We start from the raw sequence: 16,386 nt of genomic DNA, 5'->3' as shown, positions 1-16,386 counted from the left end.
CCGTGCAGACCGTGACCCCCGTAGCGCGCAAGGCGACCCGGCCGCGCGCCGACGCCCTGCGCAACCGGGAGCGGATCGTCACCGCCGCCCGGGAGATGTTCGTGGAGTTCGGCCCCGACGTGCCGCTCGACGAGATCGCCCGCCGGGCCGGCGTCGGCAATGCCACGGTGTACCGCAACTTCCCCGACCGCGACGCGCTGGTGCGCGAGGTCGTCTGCTCCGTCATGGACCGTACGGTGGCGGCGGCCGAACTCGCGCTCACGCAGACCGGGGATGCCTTCGAGGCCCTGGAGCGCTTCGTGCACGCCGCCGCTGACGAACGGATCAGCGCGCTGTGCCCGATGGTCCAGAGCACCTTCGACCAGAACCACCCGGACCTGGAGGCCTCGCGCGAGCGGGCCGAGAGCCTCATCGGGGCGATCATGGACCGCGCCAAGGCGGCCGGCCAGCTCCGCTCCGATGTGGACGTCGGCGATGTCATGATCGCCGCCGCCCAGCTCAGCCGGCCCTTTGCCGGTACCGGGTGCGACATCGCCGACCGCTACGTCCACCGTCACCTTCAGCTGTTCCTGGACGGACTGCGGGCCCCGGCCCGTTCGGTCCTGCCGGGCACGGCGCTGACCATGGAGGACCTGCGCCAGGCCTGACCGACCGGCTCTGACCGACCGGCTCCGACCGATCACTTCGGAGCACGGCACCGGTCACCACACAGCCGCACCCGTCACCACACAGCCACTACAGCGAATCTCACCGGCCGTCACAGCCGACGAGCCGTCCCCTTTAGACGTCCTTTGTCCATTACGAAGTCCCGAAGTGGGTACCCCCATGTCCGAAACTGCCGCAAAGGCACCCGGCAGCGCCCTCGGCGCCGTCGATCCCAACCGCTGGAAAGCGCTCGTCTTCATCGCGCTGGCCCAGCTCATGGTCGTGCTCGACGCGACAATCGTGAACATCGCCCTGCCCTCCGCCCAGCAGGACCTGGGCATCTCCGACGGCAACCGGCAGTGGGTCGTCACGGCCTACGCCCTCGCCTTCGGCGGTCTGCTGCTGTTCGGCGGCCGGATAGCCGACCTGTGGGGCCGTAAGCGGGCCTTCGTCGTCGGCCTGATCGGCTTCGCCGGCGCCTCCGCGCTCGGTGGCGCCGCCACCAACGAGGCGATGATGTTCGGCGCCCGCGCCCTGCAGGGTGTCTTCGGTGCCCTGCTCGCGCCCGCCGCGCTGTCCCTGCTCGCCGTGATGTTCACGGACGCCAAGGAGCGTGCCAAGGCGTTCGGCATCTACGGTGCGATCGCCGGTGGCGGTGGCGCCGTCGGCTTCATCCTCGGCGGTGTGCTGACCGAGTACATGGACTGGCGCTGGACGTTCTTCGTCAACATCCCGTTCGCGATCGTCGCCGCGGCCGGTGCGTACTTCGTCATCCGTGAGCCGCAGGGCAGCCGCAACCGCAACCCGCTCGACATCCCCGGCGTCCTGCTGTCCACGCTCGGCCTGGTCGCGCTGGTCTACGGCTTCACCCGCGCCGAGTCCAACGGCTGGGGCGACTCCCTGACCGTGGGCATGTTCGCCGCCTCGGTGGTCCTGCTGGTCGCGTTCGTCGTCACCGAGGCCAAGGTCAAGGCCCCGTTGCTGCCCCTGCGCGTCGTCACCGACCGCAACCGCGGCGGCGTCTACCTCTCGCTCGGTATCGCGATCATCGCGATGTTCGGCACGTTCCTGTTCCTGACCTACTACCTGCAGATCGTGAAGGGCTACACGCCGATCAAGACCGGCTTCGCCTTCATGCCGATGATCGTCGGCATGATGGTCGGCTCGACCCAGATCGGCACCCGCCTGATGACCCGCGTCCCGGCGCGGCTGCTGATGGGCCCCGGCTTCCTGGTCGCCGCGATCGGCATGCTCCTGATGACGCAGCTGGAGATCGGCTCGTCGTACGCCTCGATCATCCTGCCGGCGATGCTGCTGCTCGGTCTCGGCATGGGTACGGCGTTCATGCCGGCCATGTCCCTGGCCACCCTGGGCGTCGAGCCCCGGGACGCCGGTGTCGCCTCCGCGATGGTCAACACCTCGCAGCAGGTGGGCGGCGCGATCGGTACGGCCCTGCTGAACACGATCGCCGCGTCGGCCACGACCACCTACATCGCGGACCACATCGGCTCCGCGACCTCCCGGTCCCAGCAGCAGCTGGTCCAGCTGGAGGGCATGGTGCACGGCTACACCAACGCGATCTGGTTCGCCGTCGGCATGCTGGTCCTCGCCGCGGTCATCGTGGTGACCTTCGTCAACGCCGGCCGTCCCGACGGCTCGACGGTGGCGACCTCGCAGGAGAACGCCGAGGACGAGGTGCCGGTACCCGTCGTCGCGCACTGAACCGCACGACGACGACCGTCAGGTCGTACCCCTTGGGACCGGGCGTACGTACGGGGATGGGGACGCTCCGTACGTACGGCCATCAAGGACCTGCCCCGGCTCGCTGAATGAGCGGTTCAGCGGAGCCAGGGCAGGTCCGCACCCGCTTCCGTCGGCTGCAGGCCCTCGGCGACGATCCGCATGATCTCGCCGAGGGCCTTTTGCTGTTCCTCGGTGAGCCGGTCGAACATCGCCTGGCGCACGGCCTCCACATGGCCTGGCGCGGTCTGCTTCAGCACCTCCACGCCCGCGTCGGTCAGCACCGCGAACTGGCCCCGCTTGTCGTCGGGGCAGTCCTCGCGCCGCACCCAGCCGTTCTTCTCCAGCCGCGCGATGGCGTGCGACAGCCGCGAGCGGGTGATCTTGGCGTACATCGCCAGCTCGGTCATCCGCAGCCGGCGGTGCGAGGACTCGGCGAGCTTGACCAGGAGGCCGTAGTAGATGTGCGGCATGCCCGCGTCCCGCTGGAGCTGGCGGTCCAGGTGGTCCTCCAGCAGGGTGACCGCGTCCAGGTAGGTGCGCCAGACCCGCTGCTGCTCGTCGGTGAGCCAGCGGGGCTCCTGCGCGGGTGCGGCGGGGGTGGACGCGGACGCGGACACGGGTGGCGCGGAGGTCGATGCCGTATTCATGTACTCCACTGTACGAGAGCTCTCCTTGAAATTTTAATTACCTGGACGTACGGTTTTCCGAGAGGAATGTTTAGACTTAAAGCAACCGAGGCTTCAGGTCTCCGGAGGGAGCAGCCGTCATGTCCGCCGCCACGCAGGAGCGCATGCCCGCCCTCTATCTCAGTCACGGCGCCCCGCCGCTCGCGGACGACCCGGTCTGGCCCGGCGAGCTCGCCGCCTGGTCCGCCGGACTGCCGCGCCCCAAGGCGATCCTCATGGTCTCCGCCCACTGGGAGGAGGCCCCCCTCGCCATCGGTGCCACGGAGGCCGTCCCTCTCGTCTACGACTTCTGGGGCTTCCCCGAGCACTACTACCAGGTGACCTATCCGGCCCCCGGCGCGCCCGAGCTGGCCGAGTCCGTCCGCAAGCTGCTGCGCGCCCCCGGCACACCGGTGCAGGACTTCCCGGACCGCGGCCTCGACCACGGCGGCTACGTCCCGCTCGTCGAGATGTTCCCCACGGCCGACATCCCGGTCCTGCAGATCTCCATGCCGACCCTCGACCCCGTCAGGCTCATGGAGATCGGCCGCAGGCTGGCGCCGCTGCGCGACGAGGGCGTGCTGATCGTCGGCTCCGGCTTCTTCACCCACAACCTGGCCGCCCTGCGCCATGTCGGCGGGGGAGTGCCCAGCTGGTCCTCCGAGTTCGACGACTGGGGCCGGAGCGCGCTGGAGGCCCGGGACTGGGACTCGCTGCTCGACTTCCTCACCAAGGCCCCGGCCGGCCGCTACGCCCACCCGCGCACCGAGCACTTCGCCCCGCTCTTCGTGACGATGGGCGCGGCGGAGGTGTCCGGTGAGCTGGACGCGCAGAAGTCGGTGATCGACGGGTTCTGGATGGGGATGGCGAAGCGGTCGGTGCAGTTCGGCTGAGCCCTCGCGGGCCTCACAGCTCCTTCTCGTACCAGGCCACGTCCCAGTACCGGCCGAACTTGCGGCCCACCTCGCGGTACGTGCCGACATGCCGGAAGCCGAACCGCTCGTGCAGCCGCGCGGACGCCTCGTTCGGCTGGGCGACGCCCGCGTAGGCGCGGTGCAGATCCTCCTCGGCCAGTGCCTCGAACAGGGCGTTGTACAGGAGGGTGCCGATGCCGCGCCGGCCGGCGTCCGGTGCGAGGTAGACCGTCACCTCGACGGAGGTCGCGTAGGCGGGCTTCGGTCGAAGAGGGCTGGAAGTGGCGTAGCCAAGAATCCGATGTGAGTTCCCTTCGAGGTCCCTCTCCTCGGCAACCTTCAGCCGGTACGGGCCGTCTTCAGGGTGGGAGAGCAGCCAAGGTCGGCGCTCTTCCGGCGTAAAGACCGCGGTATCGAATGTGATGGGCGTCTCACGTACATAGTGGTTGTAGATGTCGGTGAGGGCATCGAGGTCACTCTCGACTCCCGACCTGACCAGCACCTCTGTACGTTCCGACGACATCGGGCCTCCTCGCGGTGGCCGGACAGGGTACTGCAAGATCAGAAAAATAGGGGGGCGGGTTGGGAATTCTGTCCTGATTCCAGTCGTTGTTTCCATCGGATGCAGGGCACTCGACAAGAGTCCCAAGCGTTCAAGAACCATCCGCCCGCCCACATCGCAAGGGAGCACGCATGGCAACCCGTGCCGTCGCCCGTCGTCAGTCCGCCACCGGCGAGACCGTCGACAAGGCACGCAGTGTTCGCGCCCATGGCGGCGAGATCGCGGACCGCGACCTGGTCGGCATGTACCTCGACGAGATCGCGCGCACGCCGCTTCTCGACGCCGCCAAAGAGGTCGAGCTGTCACAGATCATCGAGGCGGGTGTGTTCGCAAGGCAGGTCCTCGACGGCTTCGAGGAGGCCAGGGCGGACGCCACCCGCGAGGAGCTGGAGGCCCTGGTCGCCGACGGAGAGCGCGCCAAGGACGTCTTCATCCGCTCCAACCTCCGCCTGGTCGTCGCGGTGGCTCGCCGCTACCCGCGCAGCGGCCTGCCCCTCCTCGACCTGATCCAGGAGGGCAACGCCGGCCTGGTGCGCGCGGTGGAGAAGTTCGACTACCGCAAGGGCTTCAAGTTCTCGACGTACGCGACGTGGTGGATCCGTCAGGCCATCACCCGCTCGATAGCCGACCAGTCCCGCACCATCCGCCTCCCCGTCCACCTCGTGGAGGAGCTCGGCCGAATCCGCCGTGTCCAGCGCGAGTTCAACCGCGAACACGGCCGCGACCCGGAGCCCGCGGAGATCGCCGCCGAGCTCGGTTCGAACGCGGACCGGGTGACGGACGTCCTGGACTGGGCCCGCGACCCGGTCTCCCTGAACATGCCGGTGGACGACGAGGGCGAGACCCAGTTCGGCGACCTGCTGGAAGACACGTCAGCGGTCTCCCCGGAGCAGTCGGTCCTCACCCTCCTGCGCAGCGAGGAGTTGGACGACCTGATCGGCCGCCTCGACCAGCGCACGGCGTCCATCATCAAGATGCGGTACGGCATCGACGACGGCCGCGAGCGCACCCTGACGGAGGTCGGCAAGGAGCACGGCCTGACCCGCGAGCGCATCCGCCAGATCGAGAAGCATGCCCTGCTGGAGCTGAAGAAGCTGGCGCGCAGCACCGGCTTCGACGCGGCCGCCTGACCCCTCCGACAGGAGGGGCGGGGGCGTACGACCGGCCACGGGCGCGTACGCCGGGTGGCCAAAGACCGCGCAAACATGGCGATGTAACGCCGCTTCAATGTACAGGGCACCGGGAACAAGACTTCCGGGCAAGGGAGTTCGGATCCCGAGGCGACCGGCCTCGGGTCCCCCCGACGCAGATCGACCGACCGCCACCAGACCAAGTCCCGACGCACTCCCCCCGGCGCCGGGACTTTCCCCGAGCCGGGCTTCGGCGCCCAACCCCCCTGGGTGCCGGGGCCCGGCTCCTTTTGCCGGCCCCACCCGAACAGGCCGGACGGGCGGGTCACCCCGTACCTGAACCACGGGGTGGCCCACCCGGATGGCAGATTGTGCCACATGGGCATAGCCTGCCGAGCGTGAGCAGCCCCACCCCCGCACAGTCCCCCTCGCTGACGGAGCGACGCAAGGCGGCGACCCGCATGGAGATCGCCCGCGCCGCGGCCGCCCTCTTCGTGCGACAGGGCATTCGGGCCACCCGAGCCGAGGACATCGCGCAGGCCGCGGGCATCGCGCCGCGCACCTTCTACCGCTACTTCGCCACCAAGGAGGAGTCGGTGTCCCCGCTCTACGCGGCCGGCGCCGACCGCTGGACCCAGGCGGTCCGCAACGCCCCCGCGGACCTCTCCATCCCCGAGGCCCTGGAACACGCCCTCCGCCACACCTTGACCCCCGGCGCTGCCGTCTCGGAGTCCTCCTGGCAATGGGTCCGCACCTTGGTCCGCCAGGCCACGACCAACCCCGCCCTACGCAAGGTCTGGGCCGAGGTATGCCACGAGGCGGAAGGAAAGCTGGCGCAGACATTGGCGGAAAGAACCGGCTCCGACAACGTTGCCGCCCACCACTTCGCCGCCGCGGTGGCCGCAGCCTCCATCCGAGTAGCCGTAGAAACCTGGGCAACAGGAGAGGCCCCGGCAGAGGGCCCCCAGGGCCCAGCAGCACAGGCACTGCGCAACCTGGAGGCACTGCGAAACTTCCCCTGGGACGACATCACCCGCTGAGCGCGGCACCCGCAAACGGCGGCAAGGGGACGTGCCGGGGGGTGTCCGCCCGCAGCGGCGGGCGTCAAAAGACAGCACCCTCTGAGGCACAGCAACCGCCCGACCGAGGACGGACACCCCCCGGCACGGCCCCGACCACCACACAACCGTTGGCGCTACGCGCACCCCCTCCGAACCGGCACAGGCGCCGCAGGCATCAACGCGCACCCCACGGAGCCCGCACAGCCGCCGCAGGCATCAACGCGCACCCCACCGACCCCGCACAGCCGCCGCAGGCACCCGTCACCTCGCAGCCCGACTCAACCGCCCCCCCAACTCCCGCACACACCGCACCAGTTCCTCCGGCGACTCCACCACGAACTCACAGTCCACCATCGCCAGCCGCACAGCCATCCACTCCACGGCGTCCCCCACGGCCCCCCGAAGCCGACACCGCTCCCCACCGTCAATGGCCTCCGGCACCCCCACCCACCCCGGCAACCGCCCCGCCACGAACTCCGCAGGCGCATCGAACGTCACCGAGAACTCGTACGTCTCCTGCCGCCGCCACATCGACTGCCGCAGATACTCCGCCGCATTCCCGGTCGGCAACTCCCGCGGAGCGAACCGCACCCCCGTGGCGAACGGCTCACTCACCCGGTCCACCCGAAACGTCCGCCAGTCCCCCCGATCGAGGTCGTACGCCACGAGGTACCAGCGCCGCCCCGTCGACACCAACCGATACGGCTCGGTCAGCCGACGCGACTCCGTCCCGTCCTTCGCCCGGTACGCGAACCGCAGCCGCTCCCGCCCCGCCACACTCGACGCCATCACGGTCAGCGTCTCGGGCGCGATACTCGCCCCGTCCCCACTGATCAGCGGCATGGTCGCGGCCTGAAGCGTGCTCACCCGGTGCCGCAGCCGCGACGGCAGCACCTGCTCCAGCTTCGCCAGCGCCCGCACGGACGCCTCCTCCACCCCCTCCACCGCATGCCCGGCCCCGGCCCGCAGCCCGACCGCGATGGCCACCGCCTCCTCGTCGTCCAGCACGAGCGGCGGCATCGCCTTGCCCGCGACGAGCCGGTAGCCACCTTCGGCCCCCTTGCTCGCCTGCACGGGATATCCCAGCTCCCGCAGCCGGTCGATGTCCCGCCGCACCGTACGCCGGGACACCCCGAGCCGCTCGGAGAGCTCGCCGCCGGGCCATTCGCGGGGTGTCTGGAGCAGAGAGAGGAGTGTCAGCAGCCGTGCCGGAGTGTCGGTCGTCATGAATCCGAGGATGCCGCAGAACTAGGACACGATCTGACCTACTCAGGCAATAGCTTCAAGCCATGACCTCAGCGGAGACAGAACCAGCACTCGTGAACAACTCCAGCGCGGCGCCCGCCGCAGGCGACCGCCGTCGATGGTTCGCCCTGGCGATCGTGATGACCGCGGCCTTCATGGACCTCGTCGACGTCACGATCGTCAACATCGCCATCCCGTCGATCCAGCGGGAGGCCGGCGCGTCGTTCAGCCAGATCCAGTGGATCACCGCCGGCTACGCGCTCGCCTTCGCCGCCGGCCTGATCACCGGCGGCCGCCTCGGCGACATACACGGCCGGAAGCGGCTGTTCCTCGTCGGTATCGGCGGCTTCACCCTGGCCTCGGCGCTGTGCGGCTTCGCCGCTAACCCCGAGATGCTGGTCGCCTCCCGCATCCTCCAGGGCACGATGGCGGCGCTGATGGTCCCGCAGGTCCTGTCGATCGTGCACGCGACGTTCCCGGCTCACGAACGCGGCAAGGTCTTCGGCCTGTTCGGCGCGGTCGTCGGACTCGGCGCCGTCACCGGCCCGCTGCTGGGCGCGCTGCTGACGGAGTGGAACCTGTTCGGCCTCGAATGGCGCCCGATCTTCCTGATCAACCTCCCGGTCGGCATCGCGGGCCTGATCCTCGGCAGCCGCTTCATCACCGAGTCCAAGGCGCCGAAGGCGCTGAAGCTGGACCTTGTCGGCGTCGGGCTCGTCACCGTCGGTCTGCTGATGCTGCTCTACCCGCTGACCCGTGGCCGTGAGCTGGGCTGGCCGCTGTGGGGGTACGTGTCGATGGCCGGCGCGCTCGTCGTCCTCGCGGCGCTGGTGGTGTTCGAGAGGCGGAAGGCGGCCCGCGACGGCTCCCCGCTCGTCGAACTGTCGCTGTTCAAGGTGAAGAGCTTCGCGGCCGGCATCGCCGTACAGACCGTCTTCGGTGTGGCGCTCGGCATCTTCTTCCTGGTCTGGACGCTGTACATGCAGTTCGGCCTGGGCTGGCGCCCGCTCAAGGCAGGCCTGACCGGCATCCCGTTCTCGATCGCCGTCTCGACGGCGGCCGGCCTGTCCGTCCAGCAGCTGGTCCCGCGCTTCGGCCGCAAGGTGCTCCAGGCGGGCGCGCTGGTGATGGGTCTCGGTGTCCTGATCTACATCTGGGAGGCGAACCACTACGGCCTTTCGATCGCCCCCTGGCAGATGGCGCTGCCCCTGGTCGTGATGGGCGTCGGCATGGGCCTCATCGTGGCCCCGCTGACGGACGCGATCCTCTCCGAGGTGCCGCGCGAGCACTCCGGTTCGGCGTCGGGCCTGATCAACACCGTCCAGCAGATGGGCAACGCGCTGGGGCTCGGCCTGGTCTCGGTGGTCTTCTTCGGCGTCGTCGACGACCGGCTCGCGGAGATCACGGACCGTTCCGCGGCGGGTGCCGCGAGCGCGGCGGGCGCGGCCTTCGTGGACGGCTTCCAGCACGCGCTGGTCTGGGTGGCCGCGGTGATGGGAGCGATCTTCCTGCTGATGTTCGCCCTGCCGAAGCGCCCGGCACAGCATGTCGAGGGAGCGACCGAGGAGCCGTCGGCGGAACCGGAACCGGAGAAGGAGCCCGCGCTGGTGCCGTGAGAGCGGGGGAGGGGGAGCGGATGAGGGGCCCGGCACTTTGTGCCGGGTCCCTCACTCATTTTGCGCCGGGCCCCTCACCCATTTCCGTTCATGCCCGATTGAGCCCGAACCTGTTTACTTTCCGGAAATCCAGGCGTAGCCTCCCGCTGAAACCACAAGTTCGGGCACAGTTCGGAGGCGAACGGACATGTACGCACCGGAGCGGCAGCAGGAGATTCTCCGGCTGGCCCGTGATGGGGGCAGGGTGGACGTCCTGTCGCTGGCCGAGGAGTTCCAGGTGACGGCGGAGACGATCCGCCGGGACCTGAAGGCCCTCGACCGCGCCGGGCTCGTGCGCCGGGTGCACGGCGGTGCCATCCCCGCCGGGCGCCTGGACTTCGAGCCGGACCTCGCCGAGCGGGAGGGCACGGCGGCCGACGAGAAGGACCGCATCGCGAAGGCGGCCCTCGCCGAGCTGCCCACCGAGGGCACGATGATCCTCGACGCCGGTACGACGGTGGCCCGCATGGCCGCCGCGCTGCCGCTGGAGGCGTCCCTCACCGTCGTCACGCACAGCCTGCCCATCGCGGCCCGCCTCGCGGACCACCCCGGCATCCAGCTCCACCTCGTCGGAGGGCGCGTACGGCACCGTACGCGCGCCGCCGTGGACGCCTGGGCGCTGCGCGCGTACGCCGAGATCCGGGCCGATGTCCTGTTCGTCGCGGCCAACGGCTTCTCCGCCGAGCACGGTCTGACCACCCCCGACCTCGCGGAGGCGGCGGTGAAGCGCGCGGCCGTGGCCGCGGCCCGCCGGGTGGTGCTGCTCGCCGACTCCTCCAAGCACGGCCAGGAGCACTTCGCCCGCTTCGGTGCCTTGAGCGACGTGGACCTGCTGATCACCGACAGCGGGCTGAGCCCCGAAGACGCCATCGCCATCGAGCGCGGTGGCACGGAAGTAGTGCGCGCATGATCCTCACCGTCACGCCGAACCCGTCCCTGGACCGCACCTACGAGGTGCCCTCCCTCGACCGCGGCGAAGTCATACGCGCCACCGGCGAGCGCATGGACCCGGGCGGCAAGGGCGTGAACGTCTCGCGCGCGGTCGCGGCCGCCGGACAGCGCACGGTCGCCGTCCTGCCCCTGGGGGGTGCGCCCGGCGCGCTCGTCGCCGACCTGCTCGACGCACAGGGCATCGAGGTCGCGCCGGTCCCGATCACCGGCGCCACCCGCTCCAACATCGCGCTCGCGGAGTCGGACGGCGTGCTCACGAAGATCAACGCGCCCGGCCCCGAGCTCTCCGCGGCCGAGCAGGAACTCCTCCTGGAGACGGTCCGCGAGCAGTCGCACGACGCGGACTGGATCGCCTGCTGCGGCAGCCTGCCGCGCGGGCTCGCCCCGTCCTGGTACGCCGATGTCGTCGCGCGGGCGCACGACGGGGGCTCCCGGATCGCGCTGGACACCTCCGGACGCGCCCTCCTCGAAGCCCTGCGCGCCCGGCCCGACGTGGTGAAGCCGAACGCCGAGGAGCTCGCGGAGGCTGTCGGGCGCCCCCTGGCCACCGTGGGCGACGCGATGAAGGCCGCCGAGGAGTTGCGCGAGATGGGCGCGCGCGCCGTGCTCGCAAGCCTGGGCGCCGACGGGCAGCTGCTCGTGGACGACGCGGGTGCCTGGTTCGCCGGCGCGCGCGTGGACGCCGTACGCAGCAATGTCGGGGCCGGCGACTCCTCCCTCGCCGGCTTTCTGATCGCCGGGGGCAGCGGGCCCGAGGCGCTCGCCTCCGCGGTCGCGCACGGCGCGGCGGCCGTCCGGCTGCCGGGCAGCGTGATGCCCTCGCCGGCCGACCTGGACCCGGCGGCGGTGACGGTGACGGCCGAGGTGCCGGTGGACCGCGTACTGAAGGAGCCGGTGTCATGACGAATGTCGTGGTTGTCACAGTTGTCGCCGATCCGGCTCGCAGGCGGCGAAGCTCGGCGTTAGTCATGTCCGTCGCCTCCCACCAAGACCACGCCACCCCCCATGGCACCCCCGTCCCCTTCCCCGCCCACCAGACTCCCCGGGCGATACGCGTGCGAAGGAGCCCGCGATGAGCGACATGATCACCTCGGACCTGGTCGATCTCGACCTGTCCGCCGAGACCAAGGAAGCGGCGGCGCGCGCTCTCGCCGAGCGCATGGTGGCCCTGGGCCGGGTGACCGACCTGGAGGGCTTCCTCGCCGACGTGGCCGCCCGTGAGGCACAGATGCCCACCGGCCTGGACGGCGGCATCGGCATCCCGCACTGCCGCAGCGAGCACGTCACCGAGCCGACGCTGGCCTTCGGGCGCAGCGCCGCCGGCATCGACTTCGGCGCCGCGGACGGTCCCGCGGACCTGATCTTCCTGATCGCCGCTCCGGCGGGCGCGGACGACGCCCACCTGACGATCCTGTCGTCGCTGGCCCGGCAGCTGATGAACACCGAGTTCACGGACGCGCTGCGGTCGGCGGGGGACGCGGCGTCGGCCGCGGCCCTGATCCGGGGCGAGGAGCCCCCTGCGGCCGGCGCCACCGACGCCGGTTCCGAAGACTCCGTGGCGTCGTCGGTGGCGGCCTCCGCCGACGCCGCCACGGGCACCACCACCGAAGCCCCCGGTGAGACGCCCGGCGGCGACCGCCCCTTCCGTATCGTCGCCGTCACCTCCTGCCCCACCGGCATCGCCCACACCTACATGGCGGCCGAGTCGCTGGAGAACGCCGGCCGCGACGCCGGCGTCGAGCTCGTCGTCGAAACGCAGGGCTCGGCCGGTTTCACCCGGCTCGACCCGGCGGTCATCGCGGCGGCGGACGGCGTGATCTTCGCCCACGACGTGTCCGTACGGGAGAAGGACCGGTTCGCCGGCAAGCCGACCGTCGACGTCGGTGTGAAGGCGGGCATCAACCGCCCCGCCGAACTCATCGCCGAGGTCCGCGCCAAGGCCGAGCGCGGCGAGGCCACCGCCGCCGCCCGGCCCGGCACCCCGGTCGAGCGCACGGGCGAGCCCGGCGAGGGCTACGGCAGCAAGCTGCGCAAGTGGCTGATGTCGGGCGTGAGTTACATGGTCCCGTTCGTCGCGGCCGGCGGTCTGCTGATCGCCCTCGGCTTCGCGATCGGCGGCTACCAGATCAACGAGGCCAAGTCGGTCACCGAGCACTTCGACTGGGGCCAGGTCGACAGCTGGGGCGCGCTGCTGTTCCAGATCGGCGCGGCGGCCTTCGGCTTCCTCGTCCCGGTCCTCGCCGGATACATCGCCTACGGCATGGCGGATCGGCCGGGTCTCGTGCCCGGCTTCGTCGGCGGCGCGATCTCCGTGACGATCGGCGCCGGGTTCCTCGGCGGTCTGGTCGCGGGTCTGATCGCCGGTGGTGTGGTCCTCGGCATCCAGCGCATCGACATCCCACCGGTGCTGCGCGGCATCATGCCGGTGGTGGTGATCCCGCTGGTCTCCTCGGCGGTCGTCGGCTTCCTGATGTTCGTGGTGATCGGCAAGCCCATCTCCGAGGCGCAGAAGGGCCTCACCGACTGGCTGAACAGCCTCTCCGGCACCAACGCCATCCTGCTCGGCGTCCTGCTCGGCCTGATGATGTGCTTCGACCTCGGCGGCCCGGTCAACAAGGTGGCCTACACCTTCGCGACGGCCGGCATCTCGGTCGCGGCGCCCAGCGACTCGGCGATGAAGATCATGGCCGCGGTGATGGCCGCCGGCATGGTCCCGCCGCTCGGCATGGCCCTGGCCACCACGATCCGCAAGAGGCTGTTCACCACCGCCGAGCGCGAGAACGGCAAGGCCGCCTGGGTGCTGGGCGCCTCCTTCATCTCCGAGGGCGCGATCCCGTTCGCGGCGGCCGACCCGCTGCGCGTGATCCCCGCCTCCATGGCGGGCGGCGCGGTCACCGGCGCGCTGGCCATGGCCTTCGGCTCGACCCTGCGCGCCCCGCACGGCGGCATCTGGGTCACCTTCCTGATCGGCAAGCCGTTCCTCTACCTGCTGGCCATCGCGGCCGGTACGGCGGTCACGGCGGGCCTGGTCATCCTGCTGAAGGGCATGCGCAGGACGGCGCCGGAGGGCGTCGCGGACTCCGTGTCCCCGGCGACGGAGGCCGCCGCGGCGAAGCAGCCGGTCGCCGCGTAAGCCTCCCGCTTGTCCCTTTGGGGCGCTGTGAGTTGTTCACGGCACCTGCGAGATACGTCACGGTCCGGGCCTAAAAGCCCGGACCGTGGTGTGTACTGGAGCGCATGCCTGAGAACGTCTCGATGCTCCAACTGCTGGGCCCTGTCGTGCTCGCCCTGGCAGCGGCGCTCTGGGTGGTCGGACTGGCCCGCCTCCTGCGCCGCACCCGCCCTCAGGCGACCTCATGGCGCTCGGACCCGAGGCTCCCCGGCCTTCCGTACCAGCGGCAGACCGCCCCCGAAATGGAGGCCGTCGAACTCACCCCGGCCGAACGGGACGCCTTCGCGGGCCTGGTCCGACAGCTCGGCGACCGTCGCTGACCGGCGAAGCCGGCGCTACGAGACCTGCGCCGCCCGCCGCTCCATCGCATCGCGCGCCGCGTCCTCGCTGACGTACACCTCGCACATGTGCCGCCCGTCCGGCGTCGCCGTGTGCTCGACCTCCCAGAGGGAGACCTCCTCGCCGTCGCACAGCAGGAAGGCGTGCTCGTAGAGCGAGAAGCCAAGTCCGACGCGGCCCGCTCGGCACGGGCGCCCGAACGCCTGCGTGATCTGGTGCGCGCACGCCGTCGTCAGTAACGCCGCCGTCTCCGCGTCCGGCCGGTCGGTGTTCTCCGCCCGGCGCAGCAGCCGGCGCGCGTGGTCCGGCGAGTCGTCCGGCACATACGCGTGCCGGGGCGAGGGGATCGGCGACAGCTGCACCGTCACCGGCAGTTCGAAGTCCGGCGCGTCCGGCGGCAGCGGCAGCCGCGCGGTCGCGGCGCGCAGCTCCTCCTCGTCGGCGTACACCTCGTGCTGCGGGTCGTGGCCCCGGGCAGTGTTGTGGACGAGCTCCCACAGGGTGAGCGCCGAGCCGTCGGCGAGCAGCCAGGTGTGCCGGTACGTCTCGCGGTGCAGCCCCGCGCTGTGGTGCGCGGAGTGCAGCGAGCTGTCGTGCGCCAGCGCGCAGTCGAGTCGGCGTATGACTTCGTCCGGCAATTCGAAGGAGTTCAGGGCACGGCCGAGGAGTCGCGCGAGATGCTCCTCCGGAGACTCCGCCGACTCGGGTGGTTCGTACGCTGCCGTCTCGTACGGAACGCTCAAGGTTTCTCCCGGCGTTGCTGCATGTCACCTTGTGGGTGCATACCGTAGCCCCTCGGTCGGACATCATGTCCGGGAACCGAGAAAACGTACGTCCGGTAAAACGCGCGGACCGCGCGAGAAGTTCCCGCGCGGCCCGACGAACTGTCAAGAATCCCTGCTCGGACGCCACTTCAGTGGATCATACGGAGATCACACGGCGCTGCCCGCGACCCACTCGCTCCACGCCATGTTCCAGCCGTTGAGGCCGTTGTCCGGCGTCACGGTCTTGTCGGGGGAGTTCTTGACGATCACGACGTCGCCGACCGTCGAGTTCTCGAAGAACCACTTGGAAGGCGTGTCCCCCTGCCCGCCCTGCACGTCCTGCAGGCCGACGCAGCCATGGCTGGTGCCCTGGCTGCCGAAGGGCGGATTGCCCTTGTTGTACCAGTAGTTGCCGTGGATGAAGGTCCCCGACTGCGTCAGCCGCATCGCGTGCGGCACGTCCGGGATGTCGTACGCGTTGGCGAGGCCGACGGTCCTGCTGTCCATCCGCAGCTTCTCGAACTTCTCGGTGATCACCATCTGCCCGTTGTACGTGGTGAACTCCGAGCTGCCCGCCGAGATCGGCACCGACTTGATCGTCGCGCCGTCCCGCACGACCGTCATCATCTGCGTGTTGACGTCGACCGTCGAGACCTGCGAGTGCCCGATGGTGAAGTTGACGGTCTTCTTCTGCACCCCGTAGAGGCCGTTCGCGCCCTCGACGCCGTCCAGGTCGATCTTCATCGTGACCTTGGAGCCGGCCTTCCAGTACTCCTCGGGCCGGAAGTCGAGGCGGTCCTCCCCGAACCAGTGCCCGACCACCTTCTGCCCGCTGCTGGAGCTGACGGTGATGTGCGACTGGACGGCCTTCTTGTCGCCGATCGCCTTGTTGAACTTGAACGACACCGGCATCCCGACGCCGACCGTGGCGCCGCCGTCGGGCGTGTACGTCCCGATGAAGCTGTTGGCCTTGGAGACCGTGGTGAAGGTGGAGTCGGCGGCGGCGCTGCGCCCGTCCCCGTCCTTCGCGGTGGCCGCTATGCGGTACTTCGTCCCCCGCTCCAGCTGCTCCTTCGGCTTCCAGCTGCCCCCGTCGGCGGACAGGGCGCCGGGCACGGCCTGCCCGCTGTCCGCCAGTGTCATCTTCACCTCGGTCAGCTTGCCGTCACTGACCTTCACACCGGTCGAGTTGATCGACGCCCCGTTCGTGCCGTCCTTCGCCGAGATCTCGATCGTCGCGGCGGACGACTTGGAGTCCTGGCTGCCCTTGTCGTCGTTGTCGGCGTTGGCGCTGCCACCGCAGGCGGTGAGCGTCAGGGCGCCGATCATCAGGGCGGCACAGGCCCCCAGTGCGCGCCGCGCTGCTATGTCCGGCGTTGTCACGAGCTGCTCCATCTTCATGCGGTCTGCGGGATCCGTTCCGTTCCACGGGGGAAGAGGCCCCCGTCACCGGACCGGGTTCCCCGCGTTCGCGGTGAATGCCATCACGTGACAGAACCGCGACAATCGTCGGAGCGAAGCAGCGGGGGAGGGGGTGGGT

General features: G+C 70.3%; 15 protein-coding genes. 10 read left to right on the top strand and 5 right to left on the bottom strand.

Going from position 1 to position 16,386, the window contains the following annotated elements; translation table 11 throughout:
• Nucleotides 1–2 precede the first annotated feature (2 nt).
• Nucleotides 3–647, top strand: a complete 645-nt coding sequence (locus OG254_RS20850; RefSeq protein WP_147999811.1) for a TetR/AcrR family transcriptional regulator — start codon at nt 3–5, stop codon at nt 645–647.
• A 178-nt stretch (nt 648–825) separates the two neighbouring features.
• Nucleotides 826–2,367 carry an MFS transporter gene (locus OG254_RS20845; protein ID WP_405583833.1) on the top strand — a complete coding sequence of 514 codons (1,542 nt, stop codon included), beginning with the start codon at nt 826–828 and terminating at the stop codon, nt 2,365–2,367.
• A gap of 116 nt (nt 2,368–2,483) precedes the next feature.
• Here the strand turns inward: OG254_RS20845 and OG254_RS20840 are convergent, their stop codons facing one another.
• On the bottom strand, nt 2,484–3,035 hold the full coding sequence (locus OG254_RS20840; RefSeq protein WP_405583831.1) for a MarR family winged helix-turn-helix transcriptional regulator: 552 nt from the start codon (nt 3,033–3,035) through the stop codon (nt 2,484–2,486).
• Between the two features lie 119 nt (nt 3,036–3,154).
• Here OG254_RS20840 and OG254_RS20835 point away from each other — a divergent pair, with 119 nt between their 5' ends.
• Nucleotides 3,155–3,946 carry a class III extradiol ring-cleavage dioxygenase gene (locus OG254_RS20835; RefSeq protein WP_351191384.1) on the top strand — a complete coding sequence of 264 codons (792 nt, stop codon included), beginning with the start codon at nt 3,155–3,157 and terminating at the stop codon, nt 3,944–3,946.
• A 13-nt stretch (nt 3,947–3,959) separates the two neighbouring features.
• Here OG254_RS20835 and OG254_RS20830 read toward each other — a convergent pair whose 3' ends face one another.
• The gene (locus OG254_RS20830; protein WP_351191386.1) at nt 3,960–4,490 is read right to left on the bottom strand and encodes an N-acetyltransferase family protein; all 531 of its coding nucleotides are present in this window, start codon (nt 4,488–4,490) and stop codon (nt 3,960–3,962) included.
• A gap of 170 nt (nt 4,491–4,660) precedes the next feature.
• Between OG254_RS20830 and OG254_RS20825 the strand changes: the two genes are divergently transcribed.
• Nucleotides 4,661–5,659: an RNA polymerase sigma factor RpoD/SigA gene (locus tag OG254_RS20825; RefSeq protein ID WP_405583828.1), complete on the top strand. Its 999-nt coding sequence runs from the start codon at nt 4,661–4,663 to the stop codon at nt 5,657–5,659.
• A gap of 461 nt (nt 5,660–6,120) precedes the next feature.
• A complete protein-coding gene (locus OG254_RS20820; RefSeq protein WP_405595106.1) occupies nt 6,121–6,699 on the top strand; it encodes a TetR/AcrR family transcriptional regulator in 579 nt (192 codons plus the stop codon).
• Nucleotides 6,700–6,981: 282 nt separating this feature from the next.
• Here OG254_RS20820 and OG254_RS20815 read toward each other — a convergent pair whose 3' ends face one another.
• Nucleotides 6,982–7,947 (bottom strand): helix-turn-helix transcriptional regulator, encoded by a 966-nt coding sequence (locus tag OG254_RS20815; protein ID WP_405583826.1) that lies wholly within the window; start codon nt 7,945–7,947, stop codon nt 6,982–6,984.
• A gap of 62 nt (nt 7,948–8,009) precedes the next feature.
• Here OG254_RS20815 and OG254_RS20810 point away from each other — a divergent pair, with 62 nt between their 5' ends.
• The 5 genes from OG254_RS20810 (at nt 8,010) to OG254_RS20790 (ending at nt 14,063) form a co-directional block, all read left to right on the top strand.
• On the top strand, nt 8,010–9,581 hold the full coding sequence (locus OG254_RS20810) for an MFS transporter (protein ID WP_405583824.1): 1,572 nt from the start codon (nt 8,010–8,012) through the stop codon (nt 9,579–9,581).
• A 187-nt stretch (nt 9,582–9,768) separates the two neighbouring features.
• On the top strand, nt 9,769–10,530 hold the full coding sequence (locus OG254_RS20805) for a DeoR/GlpR family DNA-binding transcription regulator (protein ID WP_351194633.1): 762 nt from the start codon (nt 9,769–9,771) through the stop codon (nt 10,528–10,530).
• Nucleotides 10,527–11,474, top strand: a complete 948-nt coding sequence (pfkB, locus tag OG254_RS20800; protein WP_405583822.1) for a 1-phosphofructokinase — start codon at nt 10,527–10,529, stop codon at nt 11,472–11,474. Before OG254_RS20805 ends, pfkB begins: the two co-directional genes overlap by 4 nt.
• A gap of 169 nt (nt 11,475–11,643) precedes the next feature.
• Nucleotides 11,644–13,704, top strand: a complete 2,061-nt coding sequence (locus tag OG254_RS20795) for a fructose-specific PTS transporter subunit EIIC (protein WP_405583820.1) — start codon at nt 11,644–11,646, stop codon at nt 13,702–13,704.
• Nucleotides 13,705–13,808: 104 nt separating this feature from the next.
• The gene (locus OG254_RS20790) at nt 13,809–14,063 is read left to right on the top strand and encodes a hypothetical protein (RefSeq protein ID WP_405583818.1); all 255 of its coding nucleotides are present in this window, start codon (nt 13,809–13,811) and stop codon (nt 14,061–14,063) included.
• 15 nt (nt 14,064–14,078) lie between these two features.
• Here the strand turns inward: OG254_RS20790 and OG254_RS20785 are convergent, their stop codons facing one another.
• Both OG254_RS20785 and OG254_RS20780 read right to left on the bottom strand, forming a co-directional pair.
• On the bottom strand, nt 14,079–14,825 hold the full coding sequence (locus OG254_RS20785; RefSeq protein ID WP_405583816.1) for a DUF6227 family protein: 747 nt from the start codon (nt 14,823–14,825) through the stop codon (nt 14,079–14,081).
• Nucleotides 14,826–15,014: 189 nt separating this feature from the next.
• Nucleotides 15,015–16,229, bottom strand: a complete 1,215-nt coding sequence (locus tag OG254_RS20780; RefSeq protein ID WP_405583814.1) for an Ig-like domain-containing protein — start codon at nt 16,227–16,229, stop codon at nt 15,015–15,017.
• Nucleotides 16,230–16,386: the final 157 nt, after the last annotated feature.

Origin of the sequence: Streptomyces sp. NBC_01092 (assembly GCF_045039535.1) — a bacterium.
In the GTDB taxonomy this organism is placed as follows: domain Bacteria; phylum Actinomycetota; class Actinomycetes; order Streptomycetales; family Streptomycetaceae; genus Streptomyces.
This window is presented reverse-complemented; position numbering and strand designations above follow the sequence as displayed.

Excerpts from the sequence above, each read along its gene's own strand:
- OG254_RS20845 (WP_405583833.1), top strand. The coding sequence starts at position 826 with ATGTCCGAAACTGCCGCAAAGGCACCCGGCAGCGCCCTCGGCGCCGTC.
- OG254_RS20840 (WP_405583831.1), bottom strand. The coding sequence starts at position 3,035 with ATGAATACGGCATCGACCTCCGCGCCACCCGTGTCCGCGTCCGCGTCC.
- OG254_RS20835 (WP_351191384.1), top strand. The coding sequence starts at position 3,155 with ATGTCCGCCGCCACGCAGGAGCGCATGCCCGCCCTCTATCTCAGTCAC.
- OG254_RS20830 (WP_351191386.1), bottom strand. The coding sequence starts at position 4,490 with ATGTCGTCGGAACGTACAGAGGTGCTGGTCAGGTCGGGAGTCGAGAGT.
- OG254_RS20825 (WP_405583828.1), top strand. The coding sequence starts at position 4,661 with ATGGCAACCCGTGCCGTCGCCCGTCGTCAGTCCGCCACCGGCGAGACC.
- OG254_RS20820 (WP_405595106.1), top strand. The coding sequence starts at position 6,121 with ATGGAGATCGCCCGCGCCGCGGCCGCCCTCTTCGTGCGACAGGGCATT.
- OG254_RS20815 (WP_405583826.1), bottom strand. The coding sequence starts at position 7,947 with ATGACGACCGACACTCCGGCACGGCTGCTGACACTCCTCTCTCTGCTC.
- OG254_RS20810 (WP_405583824.1), top strand. The coding sequence starts at position 8,010 with ATGACCTCAGCGGAGACAGAACCAGCACTCGTGAACAACTCCAGCGCG.
- OG254_RS20805 (WP_351194633.1), top strand. The coding sequence starts at position 9,769 with ATGTACGCACCGGAGCGGCAGCAGGAGATTCTCCGGCTGGCCCGTGAT.
- pfkB (WP_405583822.1), top strand. The coding sequence starts at position 10,527 with ATGATCCTCACCGTCACGCCGAACCCGTCCCTGGACCGCACCTACGAG.
- OG254_RS20795 (WP_405583820.1), top strand. The coding sequence starts at position 11,644 with ATGAGCGACATGATCACCTCGGACCTGGTCGATCTCGACCTGTCCGCC.
- OG254_RS20790 (WP_405583818.1), top strand. The coding sequence starts at position 13,809 with ATGCCTGAGAACGTCTCGATGCTCCAACTGCTGGGCCCTGTCGTGCTC.